This window comes from Paraburkholderia sp. SG-MS1 (assembly GCF_012275575.1).
Classification (GTDB): domain Bacteria; phylum Pseudomonadota; class Gammaproteobacteria; order Burkholderiales; family Burkholderiaceae; genus Paraburkholderia.
Genome location: NZ_NPIH01000033.1, coordinates 1 through 14692, shown reverse-complemented (window position 1 = coordinate 14692; position 14692 = coordinate 1). Strand labels below are relative to the sequence as shown.

At 63.0% G+C, this 14692-nt stretch carries 14 protein-coding genes and 1 pseudogene; 7 read left to right on the top strand and 8 right to left on the bottom strand.

Features of this window, described 5'->3' with window-relative positions:
- The 6 genes from CIC12_RS02790 to panB all read left to right on the top strand — a co-directional run.
- The coding region (locus CIC12_RS02790; RefSeq protein ID WP_446727926.1) for an HdaA/DnaA family protein at positions 1–343 on the top strand (343 nt) is incomplete at its 5' end.
- Positions 336–1022, top strand: a complete 687-nt coding sequence (locus CIC12_RS02785) for a histidinol-phosphatase (protein WP_168661963.1) — start codon at positions 336–338, stop codon at positions 1020–1022. The genes CIC12_RS02790 and CIC12_RS02785, both read left to right, overlap by 8 nt.
- Positions 1019–2620, top strand: a complete 1602-nt coding sequence (gene pcnB / locus CIC12_RS02780; RefSeq protein ID WP_168661961.1) for a polynucleotide adenylyltransferase PcnB — start codon at positions 1019–1021, stop codon at positions 2618–2620. Before CIC12_RS02785 ends, pcnB begins: the two co-directional genes overlap by 4 nt.
- A gap of 48 nt (positions 2621–2668) precedes the next feature.
- Positions 2669–3214, top strand: a complete 546-nt coding sequence (gene folK / locus CIC12_RS02775) for a 2-amino-4-hydroxy-6-hydroxymethyldihydropteridine diphosphokinase (RefSeq protein ID WP_168661958.1) — start codon at positions 2669–2671, stop codon at positions 3212–3214.
- Entirely contained in the window at positions 3211–3891 is a 681-nt protein-coding gene (locus tag CIC12_RS02770) for a deoxynucleoside kinase (RefSeq protein WP_168661956.1), read from the top strand. Before folK ends, CIC12_RS02770 begins: the two co-directional genes overlap by 4 nt.
- 37 nt (positions 3892–3928) lie before the next feature.
- Entirely contained in the window at positions 3929–4744 is an 816-nt protein-coding gene (gene panB / locus CIC12_RS02765) for a 3-methyl-2-oxobutanoate hydroxymethyltransferase (protein WP_168661954.1), read from the top strand.
- Positions 4745–4850: 106 nt separating this feature from the next.
- Here the strand turns inward: panB and pabB are convergent, their stop codons facing one another.
- The 5 genes and pseudogenes from pabB to grpE form a co-directional block, all read right to left on the bottom strand.
- Positions 4851–6758: an aminodeoxychorismate synthase component I gene (gene pabB, locus CIC12_RS02760; protein WP_168661952.1), complete on the bottom strand. Its 1908-nt coding sequence runs from the start codon at positions 6756–6758 to the stop codon at positions 4851–4853.
- Positions 6759–6783: 25 nt separating this feature from the next.
- The gene (gene dnaJ, locus CIC12_RS02755; RefSeq protein ID WP_168661950.1) at positions 6784–7923 is read right to left on the bottom strand and encodes a molecular chaperone DnaJ; all 1140 of its coding nucleotides are present in this window, start codon (positions 7921–7923) and stop codon (positions 6784–6786) included.
- Between the two features lie 268 nt (positions 7924–8191).
- Positions 8192–10144: a molecular chaperone DnaK gene (gene dnaK / locus CIC12_RS02750; RefSeq protein WP_168661948.1), complete on the bottom strand. Its 1953-nt coding sequence runs from the start codon at positions 10142–10144 to the stop codon at positions 8192–8194.
- Between the two features lie 128 nt (positions 10145–10272).
- A pseudogene (locus CIC12_RS32705) lies at positions 10273–10605 on the bottom strand (hypothetical protein); the annotation flags it as partial.
- A gap of 112 nt (positions 10606–10717) precedes the next feature.
- Positions 10718–11299 carry a nucleotide exchange factor GrpE gene (gene grpE / locus CIC12_RS02740; protein ID WP_168661946.1) on the bottom strand — a complete coding sequence of 194 codons (582 nt, stop codon included), beginning with the start codon at positions 11297–11299 and terminating at the stop codon, positions 10718–10720.
- Between the two features lie 388 nt (positions 11300–11687).
- Between grpE and CIC12_RS02735 the strand changes: the two genes are divergently transcribed.
- Entirely contained in the window at positions 11688–11837 is a 150-nt protein-coding gene (locus tag CIC12_RS02735; protein ID WP_168661944.1) for a hypothetical protein, read from the top strand.
- Here the strand turns inward: CIC12_RS02735 and CIC12_RS02730 are convergent.
- From CIC12_RS02730 to hrcA, 3 genes are all read right to left on the bottom strand, one after another.
- Positions 11809–12216, bottom strand: coding sequence for an RNA-binding S4 domain-containing protein (locus CIC12_RS02730; protein ID WP_168661942.1), 408 nt, complete (start codon positions 12214–12216; stop codon positions 11809–11811). The genes CIC12_RS02735 and CIC12_RS02730 overlap by 29 nt on opposite strands.
- Positions 12213–13289 carry a ferrochelatase gene (hemH, locus tag CIC12_RS02725; RefSeq protein WP_168661940.1) on the bottom strand — a complete coding sequence of 359 codons (1077 nt, stop codon included), beginning with the start codon at positions 13287–13289 and terminating at the stop codon, positions 12213–12215. The genes CIC12_RS02730 and hemH overlap by 4 nt, the downstream gene beginning before the upstream one ends.
- A 173-nt stretch (positions 13290–13462) precedes the next feature.
- Complete coding sequence (hrcA, locus tag CIC12_RS02720) at positions 13463–14482, bottom strand: heat-inducible transcriptional repressor HrcA (protein WP_168661938.1); 1020 nt, start codon at positions 14480–14482, stop codon at positions 13463–13465.
- Positions 14483–14692: the final 210 nt, after the last annotated feature.

Here is a 14692-nt window from a genome sequence, read left to right as displayed (position 1 = left end):
GCGCACCCGCCTCGGCTGGGGCCTCGTCTTCCATCTCGCGCCGCTGCCGGACGAAGGCAAGGCGGCGGTGCTCAAGCTCGCCGCGCGCGAGCGCGGCATCATGCTCGCCGACGACGTGCCCGCCTACCTGCTCACGCATTTTCGCCGCGACATGCCGAGCCTGATGGCGCTGCTCGACGCGCTCGACCGCTTCTCGCTCGAACAGAAACGCGCGGTCACGCTGCCGCTTCTGCGCACCATGCTGGCATCACCCGACGCCGACGAACGGCGCGCCGCGCCCGGCTCGTCGGCGGGTTCGCACGCCGCTTCATCCGCTTCAAGTAAAATAGGCCCCCATGGCTAACCTCGCACTCTTCGATCTCGACCACACGCTCATCCCCACCGACAGCGACCACGAATGGGGCCGCTTCATGGTGAAACAAGGCATGGTCGACGCCGAAAATTTCGCCCGTGAAAATGACCGCTTTTTCGCCGACTACAAAGCCGGCAAGCTCGACATTCACGCCTATCTGATGGCCATGCTAACGCCGCTCGCGAAATACACGCGCGCGCAACTCGCCGAGATTCACGCGCAGTACATGCACGAAGTCATCACGCCGGCCATTTTTCCGGTCGCGCTGGAACTGGTGAAGCAACACCGTGAAGCCGGCGACCTCTGCTGCGTGGTCACGGCCACCAACGAATTCATCACGCGCCCGATCGCGCAGGCCTTCGGCGTCGACACGCTGATCGCCTGCGAAGTGGAAACCGTCGACGGGCAGCCGCATTCGCCGTACACCGGCCGTCCCACCGGCACGCCGAGCTACAGGGAAGGCAAGATCGTCCGTACCGAAGCGTGGCTCGCCTCGCTCGGCAAGACCTGGAGCGACTTCGAGCGCAGCTATTTCTATAGCGATTCGCACAACGACATCCCGTTGCTCGAAAAAGTCACCGACCCCATCGCGACCAATCCGGACGACACATTGCGCGCCCATGCGCAAGCCAAAGGCTGGCGCATCCTCGAACTCTTTCAACCCTCGTGATCAAAAAACTCATTCGCAAGCTATTCGGCCAGGACGCGGCGCCCGCTGACGACACCCTGCCCGCCGAAGCCGAAGCAGACGTAACCGGCCGCGCTCCCGCGCGCACGAAGTCCGCCACCGAAGGCGCGGCCAAGCCGCGCCGCAAAACCATCCGCGCGCCTGGCGCGGCCGTCAAAGCCGTGCGCGATCCTGACGTGCCGGTCATCATTCCGCACGACGTGCACGGCATCGATCCCGCGCTGATCTCGAGGAACGCGATTCGCGTGACCGAAGGTCTGCAGCAGGCTGGGCATCGCGCGTTCATCGTCGGGGGTGCGGTGCGTGATCTGCTGCTCGGCATCAAACCGAAAGACTTCGACGTCGCCACCGATGCCACGCCCGAACAGGTGCAAAAGCTGTTCCGCCGCGCGCGCATCATCGGCCGACGGTTTCAGATCGTGCACGTGCAGTTCGGCCAGGAGATCATCGAAACCTCGACGTTCCGCGCGCTGGTCGATCCGCCCGCAGCGGACGCGGCACCGCCACGGCGCCTCAAGCGCGACGAGCTCGACCGCCGCACTCACGCGGTGGACGCGAGCGGCCGCGTGCTGCGCGACAATGTGTGGGGCGAGCAGCACGAAGACGCCACGCGCCGCGACTTCACGATCAACGCGATGTATTACGACCCGGCCACGCAAACCGTGCTGGACTACCACAACGGCATGGCCGACATGCGCGCGCGTCTGTTGCGCATGATCGGCGACCCGGCCACGCGCTATCGCGAAGACCCGGTCCGGATGCTGCGCGTGGTGCGTTTCGCCGCGAAGCTCGACTTCGAAATCGAAGACAGCACGCGCGAGCCGATCGCGAAGATGGCCGATCTGATCAACAACGTGCCCGCCGCGCGTCTGTTCGACGAGATGCTCAAGTTGATGCTGTCGGGTCACGCGCTCGCCTGCCTGAAGCGTCTGCGCCAGGAAGGTCTGCATCACGGCCTGCTGCCGTTGCTCGACGTGGTACTCGAACAGCCCATCGGCGAAAAATTCATCACGCTCGCGCTCTCCAACACGGATGCGCGCGTGCGCGCCGGCAAGCCGGTGTCGCCGGGCTTCCTGTTCGCCACGCTGCTGTGGCACGACGTGCAGCAGCGCTGGCAGAAATTCGAAGCAAACGGCGAGTATCCGGTGCCCGCTTTGCATCGCGCGATGGACGAAGTCCTCGACATGCAAACCGAGAAGCTCGCGATCCACAAGCGCTTCTCGTCGGATATGCGCGAGATCTGGGGCCTTCAGTTGCGCCTCGAAAAACGCTCGGGAAGAAGCGCGCTGAAGCTGCTGGAACACCAAAGATTTAGAGCGGGGTATGATTTCCTCCTGTTGCGCTGCGAATCGGGCGAACTCGATGAGTCGGTCGGTGCGTGGTGGACGGAGTTCATCGAAGGAGACATCGCCGCGCGCGAGGCATTGCTCACGCAAGGCGGGAAGGACCGAAGCCCCAGAAAACGACGGCGGCGCAGCAGTGGCGCGAAAAACCGCAAACCGGGCGACGGAATGGAGGGCGGCACGCCAGCCGAACGCACGGACAACGACGCGGGCCACGACGGCTCGCACGACGATTGACCCAACGTTGGCTGAAGCCGTCGAACGACAGTTGCAGGAAGTTATGCCATGACGGTTGCTTATCTCGGCCTCGGCGCGAATCTCGGGGACGCGCGCCAGACCCTGAAAGACGCAGTGGTGTGCCTAGCACAACAGCACACCATCTCCGTGCTCGCCAAGTCGAGCCTGTATCGCACTGCCCCGATCGACGCGGGCGGTGACGACTATTTCAACTGCGTCGTCAAGGTGGACACGACGCTCCCCGTGCGGCATCTGCTCGCGCTGTGCCACAAGATCGAGCATCAGTTCGGCCGCGAGCGGCCGTTTCGCAACGCGCCGCGCACGCTCGATCTGGACATCCTGCTCTATGGCGATCAATCGATCGACGAAGCCGATCTGATCGTGCCGCATCCCCGCTTGACCGAGCGCGCGTTCGCGCTGGTGCCGCTCGTCGAAATCGACGCGGCGCTGGTCATTCCGCAACATGGCCGCGCTGATGCGCTGCTCGCCGGCGTTAGCGATCAACGCATCGAGAGAGTCAGGGGCCCGTGTCAATGCCCGATGCTCAATGCATTGGCAGGCGCCGCCGCGGTCGATAAAGGCCGCTGCGAATGAGCTCGCCGCCGCTTACGGTCACCGCGCCGCAACTGCGCCCGCCGTTCGGGTATCTCGCGATCGAGGGGCCGATCGGCGTCGGCAAGACCTCGCTCGCGCGACGGCTCGCGCAGCGCTGGTCGATGCAGGAGTTGTTCGAACGGCCGCAGGACAATCCCTTTCTCGAACGCTTTTATCGCGATACCGCGCGCTTTGCGTTGCCCACGCAACTTCACTTCGCGCTGCAGCGCGCGCAGCAGGCGCAGGAAGTGAGCGCGGCACACGGCTCGGGCATCCCCCTCATCGCCGATTTCATGACGCAGAAGAACGACATTTTCGCGCGTCTGACCTTGCAGGACGACGAGTGGCAGTTGTACCGCGCGCTCGCCGCGCGGCTCGACGTCAGTGCGCCGACGCCTGATTTCGTGGTCTATCTGCAGGCGAGCCCGGAAGTGCTATTCGCGCGTATCCAGAAGCGCGCCGTGCCGATGGAGTTGCAGATTTCGGACGCGTATCTGCGCGCGCTGTGCGACGCGTACAACGAATTCTTCTATCACTACGACCGCACGCCCGTGCTGACGGTCAACGCCGAACACCTGAATCCGCTCGATTCCGATGCGGACCTTGCGCTGCTCGCCGAACGCATCGAAAGCATGCGCGGCCGCAAGGAATTCTTCGTCAAAGGCACGTCGCTCTAAGCGGCGCGGCCACCTCCTTTTTCCAATGGATTGACCCATGACCTATTTGCAGGAAGCGAGCCGGAACGCGATCACCGTGCCGAAACTGCAGGCGATGCGCGACGCCGGTGAAAGAATCGCGATGCTCACCTGCTACGACGCGAGCTTCGCCGCTCTACTGGATCGCGCGGGCGTCGACGTGCTGTTGATCGGCGATTCGCTCGGCAACGTGCTGCAAGGCCAGACGACCACGCTGCCGGTGTCGCTCACCGACGTCGCATATCACACGGCCAGCGTGGCGCGCGCGCGGCCCGCCGCGCTGGTGGTCGCCGATCTGCCGTTCGGCACCTATGGCACGCCGGAAGACGCGTTTCGCAGCTCAGTGGAACTGATGCGCGCCGGCGCGCAGATGGTGAAGCTCGAAGGTGGCGTATGGCTCGCGGACACAGTGCGCTTTCTGGTCGAGCGCTCGGTTCCGGTGTGTGCGCATGTCGGTCTCACGCCGCAGTCCGTGCATGCGTTCGGCGGCTTCAAGGTGCAAGGCAAGACCGAAGCGGGTGCGAGCCAGTTGCTGCGCGACTCGCTTGCGATGCAGGCGGCGGGCGCACAACTGATCGTGATGGAGGCGATTCCGACGCAGCTCGCCAGCGAAGTCACCAAGCAGTTGCGCATTCCGACGATCGGCATCGGCGCGGGGCTCGACTGCTCGGGTCAGGTGCTGGTGCTGCACGACATGCTCGGAATTTTCCCCGGCAAGCGCCCACGCTTCGTGAAGGACTTCATGCAGGGGCAGCCAAGCATTCTGGCTGCGGTGCAAGCGTATGTGCGTGCGGTGAAGGACGGCTCGTTTCCTGGGCCCGAGCATACGTTCTGATGGATGGCGGCGCTTAGGCGTTGGGCCGCGGCGCTGCTGTTCGTTTGTTTTTGAATGTTGTTTGCGCGCGAGCGGTGTTCGTTCATACCGCAGCTTGGTCCGCGTTCTAGCGGACTAAGCGCGCCTCCAGCGCGCCACGCAACGCGTTGCAGATCAGGAGCGCCTCGGCGTTCAGCACATCCGCCTGCGTCAGGACTTTTTCAGCCGCTTGCAGGCCCGACGCCTCGTCCAGCAATACGCCTCGCATCACACCGGGCAGCACGCCCGACGCGAGCGGCGGCGTCCACCAGCGCCCTGCCAGCTTCACAAACACGTTCGACCGGCCGCCTTCGGTCAACTCGCCTCGTTCGTTGAAGAACAGCGTATCGAACGCCCCCTTTGCCTCGGCTTCACGCCAGCCACGGTCATAATCGGCGCGGCGGGTGGTCTTGTGATGCAGCAGCGGGTCGCCGGCTTGGGTTGCGAGAAAGGCGTGGTCGGGGCCGAACAGCACGCCGACGCTTGATTGCGTCAGCGGGGTCAGGACTGCAGCAGTGATTTGCACCGTACCGTCCTTGCGCAGCGCGAGCCGCATGCGGTGCGGACTGTGCGGCGGCAGCGAAGCGCATTCTGCAGCGATTTGCGCGCAAACTGCATCGATGTCGTCGAGCCTGAAGCCGAGCGCTGCGGCACTCGACGAAAGCCGCTGGAGATGACGTGCGAGATGCCGCACGCCCTCTTCCCGCGCCGCGTACATCGTTTCGAAGAGTTCGAAGCCTGGATCGGCGCCGGTCAGGAATCTGGCTTTCAATTGACACTCCGCGTATTCGTCGGCAGCCACGCTGTCGAGGACAATGCCCGCGCCGATACCCATCTTGCCTTGCAAGGCGCCGGTTCGCGCGGACCGGTTCAAGGTCAGTGTCCGGATGGTGACGGACAGGCAGAAATCGCCGCAAACGGATTCGGGTGTGGCGGCGGCATTCGCGGAGGCTTCCAATGGCGCATCGAGCCACCCAATCGCCCCCGTATAAAGACCGCGCGGCGTACTTTCGAGCTCGTCGATCAACTGCATCGTGCGATGCTTCGGTGCGCCGGTGATCGAGCCACACGGAAACAGCGCGCGCAGGATGCCGGCGAACGACGTGCCGGGCCGCAACGCCGCCTCCACCGTCGAGGTCATCTGCCAGACCGACGCATAAGGCTCGACCGAAAAGAGCGCCGGCACCTTGACCGAACCCGTCTGCGCGACCCGCGACAGATCGTTGCGCAACAGATCGACGATCATCACGTTTTCGGCGCGATTTTTTGGATCGTTGCCAAGGAACTCGGCCGTACGCCGGTCGGTGGCAGGATCGTCCGCGCGCGGCGCGGTGCCTTTCATCGGCCGCGCGCGCAACTTCGCGCCCTGCTTCTCGACGAAGAGTTCCGGCGAGCATGACAGCACCCAGCTGCCGCCCGGCAGCGCGATGAACGCGCCGAACGGAACCGGCTGTCGAGCCCTCAAGCGCCGATAGAGCGCCGTGGGCGAGCCGAACACGTCGAAGCCGAGCCGGTACGTGTAATTGACCTGATACGAATCACCCGCGCGCAAGGCGGCGTGAATAGCATCGATCGCCGCGTCGAATTGCGCGGGATCGACGCTCGCGTGCACATGGGCCGTGCCCGCCACCGACGGCTGCGCCGCCTCGCCGTCGCGTGCCATGAGCCACGCGTCGACTTCTTCGCGCGAACGCTTGTCGCAGCGTTCGAACAATAAAAAACGCAGCGTGGCATCGCCACGCTGCGTTTTCAGAGACCTGTCCACCTCTTCGCCGAGAAGAAGCGTCCGGCCAAACTCATAGTCGGCGAGCACGACGGCATGCAAACCATCCCGCGTATCGGCAACGACGCTCTCGCACACGGCTTCGAGCTGCGCGACATCCGCACAAACCCGTTCACGCACGAAACCCGTGTACAGACGACTCGAACGGCGCGCCGCCGTCGCGTCGCAATCATCGAGCAGTGCGAACACTGCGCCGCGTTCATCTGCCGTCATGCTTACCGCCAACTTCGAACTGCCATTAATCGAAGAAGCTCTTCACCCGATCGAACCAGCTTTTGCTTTGTGGGCTATGTCGCGCGCCGCCTTCCACCAGCGCCTTTTCAAACTGTTGCAGCAGGTCGCGCTGCGTTTCGTTGAGCTTGACCGGTGTCTCGACTTGCACGTGTACGTACAGATCGCCGGCAATGCTCGAACGCAGCCCTTTAATGCCCTTACCACGCAAACGGAACGTCTTGCCCGATTGCGTGCCTTCCGGCACGGTGAAGCTCGCGCGTCCCGCGAGGGTCGGCACTTCGATTTCGCCGCCGAGCGCCGCCGTGGTGAACGGAATCGGCATCTGGCAATGAAGGTCGTCACCATCGCGCTCAAACACTGCGTGCTGCTTGATGTGAATTTCGACGTATAGATCGCCCGACGGACCGCCGTTGATGCCCGGCTCGCCGTTACCGGCCGAGCGGATGCGCATGCCGTCGTCGATACCCGCCGGAATCTTCACTTCCAGCGTCTTCGTTTCCTTCACCTTGCCCGCGCCGTGGCAGTGGACGCATGGGTCGGGGATATAGGTGCCGGTGCCATGGCACTTCGGGCAGGTCTGCTGAATGCTGAAAAAACCTTGCGACATCCGTACCGTACCCGAGCCGCTACAGGTCGGGCAGGTTTCCGGCTTGGTGCCGGGCTTCGCGCCCGAGCCATGACAGATTTCGCACGAGACCCAGCTCGGCACGCGGATCTGCGTGTCGTAACCGTGCGCGGCCTGCTCCAGCGTGATTTCCATGCTGTAGCGCAGATCGGCGCCGCGGTACACCTGCGGGCCGGCCCGACCGCCGCCACGCGCGGCGCCACCGGCCGCCTGGCCGAAGATGTCGCCGAAAATATCGCCGAACGCGTCGGCAAACCCGCCGAATCCTTGCGCACCGCCTGCGCCCATGTTCGGATCGACGCCCGCGTGGCCGTACTGATCGTACGCGGCACGCTTTTGGGAGTCCGACAGCATTTCATAGGCTTCCTTCACCTCTTTGAAATGCTCTTCCGCATCCTTGTTGCCCGGATTGCGGTCGGGGTGATGCTTCATCGCGAGCTTGCGATAAGCCTTCTTGATTTCGTCGTCGCTCGCGTTCTTTGCGACGCCCAGAACCTCGTAGTAATCCCGTTTCGCCATATCGGTTCAACGCCACTCGCGCAATGCAACGCGGTGGCTCCTCTTGAATGCTGGAGTCTCACGACTCGTCCGGCCGTTGTTTTCACCCGCTTCGACACGGCTCAAAACAACGCCCTCCATAAAACAAATGTGCCCGGGAAGCCCCAAAAGGCTCGCCAGGCGTGATAACCGCTCTTGCACATTGGTCGTCCGGGTGGACGCAGTTCCTTGTGCAGCCGGGCCGCGCACATTGCTGTGCGCGGCTTTACGGTCGAAAGGCGACCTGGCTTTAGTCCTTCTTCACTTCCTTGAACTCGGCGTCGACCACATCGTCCTGCTGCTGGCTCGCGCCACCAGCCGATGCACCCGCACCCGCCGCGCCTGCTGCCGCGGCTTCCGCACCTTGCGCAGCCTGCATGTCGGCGTACATCTTTTCGCCCATCTTCTGCGAGGCGGTTGCCACCACTTCGATCTTGGCTTCGATCGCGGCCTTGTCGCTCGAACCGCTCTTCAGCGTTTCTTCGAGGTCCTTCAGCGCGGCTTCGATCTTTTCCTTCTCGCCCGCTTCCAGCTTGTCGCCGTATTCGGCGAGTGCCTTCTTCGTGCTGTGGACCAGCGCGTCGCCCTGGTTGCGGGCATCGGCCAGCTCACGCAGCTTGTGATCTTCTTCCGCGTTCGCTTCAGCGTCCTTCACCATCTTCTCGATTTCGGCTTCGGACAGACCCGAGTTCGCCTTGATCGTGATGCGGTTTTCCTTGCCGGTCGCCTTGTCCTTCGCGCCGACGTGCAGAATGCCGTTCGCGTCGATGTCGAAGCTCACTTCGATCTGCGGCGTGCCGCGCGGTGCCGGCGGAATGCCTTCGAGGTTGAACTCGCCGAGCAGCTTGTTGCCCGCTGCCATTTCGCGTTCGCCCTGGAACACCTTGATCGTCACGGCGCTCTGATTGTCGTCAGCCGTCGAGTAGACCTGAGCGTGCTTGGTCGGGATCGTGGTGTTCTTGTTGATCATCTTGGTCATCACGCCGCCGAGCGTTTCGATGCCGAGCGACAGCGGGGTCACGTCGAGCAGCAGAACGTCCTTGCGGTCGCCCGACAGAACCTGGCCTTGAATCGCGGCGCCCACGGCTACGGCTTCGTCCGGGTTCACGTCACGGCGCGGGTCCTTGCCGAAGAACTCCTTGACCTTCTCCTGCACCTTCGGCATGCGGGTCATACCGCCGACCAGAATCACGTCGTCGATTTCGCCGACCTTCACGCCTGCGTCCTTGATCGCCACGCGGCACGGTTCGATCGTGCGTTCAATCAGCTCTTCAACCAGCGCTTCCAGCTTCGCACGCGTGATTTTCAGGTTCAAGTGCTTCGGACCCGATGCGTCTGCCGTGATGTACGGCAGGTTGATTTCGGTCTGCTGGCTCGACGACAGTTCGATCTTCGCCTTTTCAGCCGATTCCTTCAGGCGTTGCAGCGCGAGCACGTCCTTCGACAGATCGACGCCTTGCTCTTTTTTGAACTCGCCGATGATGTAATCGATGATGCGCTGGTCGAAGTCTTCGCCGCCGAGGAACGTATCGCCGTTCGTGGACAGCACTTCGAACTGCATTTCACCGTCGACGTCAGCGATTTCGATGATCGACACGTCGAACGTACCGCCGCCCAGGTCATACACCGCGATCTTGCGATCGCCCTTTTCGGCCTTGTCCAGACCGAATGCCAGCGCGGCGGCGGTCGGTTCGTTGATGATCCGCTTCACTTCCAGACCGGCGATGCGGCCTGCGTCCTTGGTTGCCTGACGCTGGCTGTCGTTGAAGTACGCGGGAACCGTAATCACGGCTTCGGTGACCGGCTCGCCGAGGTAGTCTTCAGCGGTCTTCTTCATCTTGCGCAGCACTTCCGCGGAGATTTGCGGCGGCGCCAGCTTCTGATCGCGCACTTCGACCCATGCGTCGCCGTTATCGGCCTTCATGATCTTGTACGGCATCAGGCCGATGTCCTTCTGCACTTCTTTTTCTTCGAAGCGGCGGCCGATCAGGCGCTTGACCGCGTACAGCGTGTTCTTCGGATTCGTGACCGACTGACGCTTCGCGGGCGCGCCGACCAGAATCTCGCTGTCTTCCATGTAAGCGATGATCGACGGCGTGGTGCGCGCGCCTTCCGAGTTCTCGATCACTTTGACCGAGTTGCCTTCCATGATCGCCACGCACGAGTTGGTCGTGCCGAGGTCGATGCCGATGATTTTGCCCATTTTTCTAATCTCCTAACTTTGATCGCTGCGGGAATCGCCCTGTTTGCCCATCCAGCGGTCGGGCGATCCGCTCTCAATTCATACCTGCACTCAACATAAGTGCGTCCGCATCGTTTTCAAGACCTCTTTTACGATGCGGTCTTTATTTTTTTCAATCGGTCGAACTTTTCGCCGAATTCGTTCCATCGACTGCCCACACTGGCGCGCGGGAACAGCGAGCTGGATCTTTTCCGGGCCGCGGCGACCCTTGCCTCGAGTTGCCTCACCTGTGCTGACCGGATGCCCGGCCTGGCCGCTCGCCGCGATAGGAAAAACCACGTGAGCACGCCATGAAGCATGAAGCGCCTGCCCGGTTCGCGATGCTCGCGGACCTTGCTGTAAAACCATTTGCGGCCGACCGCGCGGATCGCGTCCGGCTGCGCCAGCATCGCCTTCCTGGCAATCTCGCGGTCAAAGCCGTCGAAAATCCGGAAACACACGGCAGTCGTCTCCAGCCTCGGCAGTCGCGCCGACGGAGATGCTCGCCATCGCGGCAGACACCAGATAGAACGGCTTGCGAAGCCTCGTGCCGCCTTACTTCGGCGCCGCGACCGTCACGAGTGCGGGACGCAGCACGCGATCGGCAATCACGAAGCCTTTTTGCAGCACGGCGACCACGGTGTTCGGCTCCTGATCGGCCGGCACCATCGAAATGGCCTGATGGCGGTGCGGGTCGAACTTCTCGCCAACCGGATTCAAGGCGACGACGCGGCCCTTCTCCAGTGCGCCGGTCAACTGGCGCAGCGTCAGCTCGACGCCCTCGCGCACCTTCTGCAGGTCGTCGGATGAGTGAGCGACGGCCGCTTCGAGGCTGTCGATCACCGGCAGCAGATGCTCCGCAAAACTTTCGATTGCAAACTTATGCGCTTTGGCGACGTCTTCCTGCGCACGACGGCGCACGTTCTCAGTTTCGGCCTTTGCGCGCAGGAAGCTCTCCTGCAACTCGGCGATCTTCGCCTGCGCTTCGGCCAGCGCAGCCTGCTCGGCGCTTGCCGGCGCATCCGCTGCGGCGTTCATGGCCGGATCCTGGGGCGTTGCGGCCTCTGCGGCCTGGCGCGCGGTTTCGTCGGCGGGCGTGGGGTTCTGGCTCGTCGGGTTCTCTTGCGTGTTTTCCATGTCGCTGAAAGTCGTTTAAAAGGTAAAAATCAACGGTAGCGCGAGCTACATAAAGACATCGCGATGGTGCGTTGCAAAATCGCGACAGGCGGCTCGTCTCGCCACTGCATATCAAAAGGCCAGATGGGGCCGGAAGGGGCCCTTTCAAGCGGATTCACACGTTCTTTTCGCACCACCGGCGCGGGTGGAAAGGCACCGTTACAACCCGCCGTTACAACCATTAATGCGACGCAATCAGATCGAGATTGAGTGCGATCAACAAGTGGCCTATGCTCCAATAAAGCATCGGAAAAGACACGTTAACCCTAATCTGACGTTAACCTTACCGAATTTGCAATTCAACCTGATTCGCCCGTTTTACTAATCGAATCATCCTTGGGGGAGTACCGTGAAACTGACCTTGGCAATCGGGGTGGTCGCACTGGTACTGGTTGCCGGCACCACGACCATCTGCATGTCGGGAGCGGTCAATGACCGCACGACCGAGTATGGCGGCGTGCATCAACTGTTCAATCCCCACCTGAAAATTTGTCGATAATGCGCCTGTCGCGCTTGGTCGGCCGGCCGTGCATGTCGGCGGCGGGTTCGCGGTACGTCCTGCGCCGCTCCTGCTCGAGCTGCCGCTTGACCTTGCTTTGCGCGGTTTCGGCATAGAGCGTCTGCGCGACGCTCGCGGGGCCACGTACCTCGCAGACGCCCAGCACTTCCACCTGCCACACGATCCGCTCGATCTCGATCTCGACCAGGTCGCCCACCCGGACGTCTTTGGCCGGCTTGACGCTGGCCCCGCCGATTCGCACATGTCCTTTGTCGACCGCGTCGGCCGCGAGCGAGCGCGTCTTGAAGAAGCGCGCCGCCCACAGCCACTTGTCGATGCGCAGCTTCGCGCCCGCTTCAGTGAAAATCCTGTAGTTCATGAACCTGCCCCTGTGGCGTGTGGCACCGGCACCGCCTGCACGGGCCAGCCCTGCAGATTCTGCGCAACGATCTCGCCGAGCGCCGCAATCCATGGTTGCGACGCGTTCATGCAGGCGATGCGGTGAAACTCCTTGCCGCCCGCATGCAGGAACTCGTCCCGCACTTCCATGCCGATTTCCTCGATCGTTTCAAGGCAGTCGGCGGTAAAGCCTGGGCAGAACACGTCGGCGCGGCGCACACCCGCGGCGCCCAGCTCCTTAAGCGTAGGCGCCGTATACGGCTGCAGCCATTCGGCCTTGCCGAAGCGCGACTGGAAGGTGACGCGGCATTCCACCGGCGTCAGCCCCAGCGCTTGGGTCAGCAGCAACCCGGTCTGCTGGCATTGCTCGTGGTAGGGATCGCCAAGGTCCAGCGTACGCTTGGGCACACCGTGAAAACTCAGCACCAACTTGTCGCCCGCCGCGAAGTCCGGCCGACCGTGCTGATGCCAATAGTGATGCACCTGGGCGGCCAGCGCGGCAATGTACGCGGGATGATCCGCGTATTGGCGCACCGTGCGGATTTCCGGCTGATTGCGCATGCGCTTGAGGGCCGAGAAAGCGTCGTCGAATGCCGTGGCCGTGGTCGACGACGAGTACTGCGGATACATGGGCATGAGCAGCACGCGCTCGGCGCCGGCCAGCTTCAACTGGTTCAGCATGGCCGGAATGCCCGGCGTGCCGTAGCGCATCGCGCAGTCGACCAGCACCGTGTAATCGTTCAATTGCAGCAAATGGCGCAAGCCTTCCACCTGCTTTTCCGTGTAGACGCGTAACGGGGAGCCTTCGGGCATCCACACCGCCGCGTACTTCCTGGCGGAACTGCGGCCGCGAAACGGCAAAATCAGCACACGCAAAATGATCTGCCACAGTAGCGCCGGAATTTCGACGACCCGTGGATCGGACAGGAATTGCGCGAGATAGCGGCGTACCGCGCGCGGCGTCGGCGCGTCGGGCGTGCCGAGATTGATCAGCAGCACGGCGACACGATGTGAGGTGGCGTTCTGTGAAGGCCGCTCGAGGTCGAAGCGCATAGGCAGCGGAAGTCACCGCTTCACGCGGAGAGTCGATTCAATGGAGATTCATTATAGCGGCGCGGTCCGTGGCCCGGTTCGCCGGACACCCCTGGCCATTCGGCCGATAGGCAAGCCGTGCGCGCTCACGCATCATTGCCAGTACGGCTCGCCGCAGCGGGATTGGCAGGCCGTTATTGCTGACTCAGAGTGAGCGAAAGCAGACGCGCGGTGATGTCGACAATTGGAATCACGCGGTTGTAGGCCATGCGGGTCGGCCCGATCACACCGAGCGTGCCGACGATCTTGCCGTTCACCTCGTACGGCGCGGTGACGACGCTCATCTCTTCGATCGGCACCAGGTTCGACTCGCCGCCGATGAAAATCTGCACCCCCGCCGCGTGACTCGACACGTCGAGCAATTGAAGGAGACTGGTCTTTTGGTCGAACACATCGAACAGCTTGCGCAGACGCGCCATGTCCGACGAGAGGTCGGCGACTTCGAGCAGATTGCGCTCGCCGGAAATCAGCACCGTCTCGCCGGTGTCGGATTCGTCCGTGCTCGCCGTGACGGCCGCATGCATCAGCGTGGTCATGTCGCCGCGCAGTTCGTCGATTTCTTCGCGCAGGCGGCGGCGCACGTCGTCGAAGGAAAGGCCCGCGAAGTGCGCGTTGATGTAATTGGAGGCTTCAACCAGCTGCGACGGCGAAAAATCGCGCTGGGTCGCCATGATGCGGTTCTGCACGTCGCCTTCAGGCGTCACGATGATAAGCAGGATGCGTTTGTCCGACAAACGCATGAACTCGATCTGCTTGAACACGTGGCTGCGCCGCGGCGTGAGCACTACCCCGGCGAACTGCGACAGGTTGGACAGCACGCTGGCCGCCGCCGCGACGATCTTTTGCGGCTCACCCGCCTGCAGCGTGGTCTGGACGGTACGCATCACCGCCTCTTCGTCCGCGGCGGACTCCACCGTCAGCATCGTGTCGACGAACAGACGGTAGCCGCGCGGCGTAGGAATGCGGCCCGCGGAAGTATGCGGACTGATCACGAGCCCCAGGTCCTCGAGATCGGACATCACGTTGCGGATCGTTGCCGGGCTCAGTTCGAGGCCCGAGTACCGCGACAGCGTGCGCGAGCCGACCGGCTGACCTTCGGCGATGTAGCGCTCGATCAGCGTTTTGAGGAGGGTTTGTGCGCGAGGATCTAGCATGAGGAAAAATTTTAGCTTAATGCCGGGACTACCGCGAGCGCTAACGGCGCCTGCCCGCGACGAATACGCGACGGCTTGCCGGAGCGGCGTGCGGCCGGCGTTCTGGCGCGACACTGCACAGCGCCCCGATCCCCTCTTGCGCCGACATTCGCAAGCTCCTTGCGGCCAGCGTCGGCGCAGGCTGATCGGCCGCGCGCCGCCGCACTTCAA

Excerpts from the sequence above, each read along its gene's own strand:
- panB (WP_168661954.1), top strand. The coding sequence starts at position 3,929 with ATGACCTATTTGCAGGAAGCGAGCCGGAACGCGATCACCGTGCCGAAA.
- dnaJ (WP_168661950.1), bottom strand. The coding sequence starts at position 7,923 with ATGGCGAAACGGGATTACTACGAGGTTCTGGGCGTCGCAAAGAACGCG.
- grpE (WP_168661946.1), bottom strand. The coding sequence starts at position 11,299 with ATGGAAAACACGCAAGAGAACCCGACGAGCCAGAACCCCACGCCCGCC.
- folK (WP_168661958.1), top strand. The coding sequence starts at position 2,669 with ATGACGGTTGCTTATCTCGGCCTCGGCGCGAATCTCGGGGACGCGCGC.
- hrcA (WP_168661938.1), bottom strand. The coding sequence starts at position 14,482 with ATGCTAGATCCTCGCGCACAAACCCTCCTCAAAACGCTGATCGAGCGC.
- CIC12_RS02785 (WP_168661963.1), top strand. The coding sequence starts at position 336 with ATGGCTAACCTCGCACTCTTCGATCTCGACCACACGCTCATCCCCACC.
- hemH (WP_168661940.1), bottom strand. The coding sequence starts at position 13,289 with ATGCGCTTCGACCTCGAGCGGCCTTCACAGAACGCCACCTCACATCGT.
- pabB (WP_168661952.1), bottom strand. The coding sequence starts at position 6,758 with ATGACGGCAGATGAACGCGGCGCAGTGTTCGCACTGCTCGATGATTGC.
- CIC12_RS02730 (WP_168661942.1), bottom strand. The coding sequence starts at position 12,216 with ATGAACTACAGGATTTTCACTGAAGCGGGCGCGAAGCTGCGCATCGAC.
- CIC12_RS02770 (WP_168661956.1), top strand. The coding sequence starts at position 3,211 with ATGAGCTCGCCGCCGCTTACGGTCACCGCGCCGCAACTGCGCCCGCCG.
- dnaK (WP_168661948.1), bottom strand. The coding sequence starts at position 10,144 with ATGGGCAAAATCATCGGCATCGACCTCGGCACGACCAACTCGTGCGTG.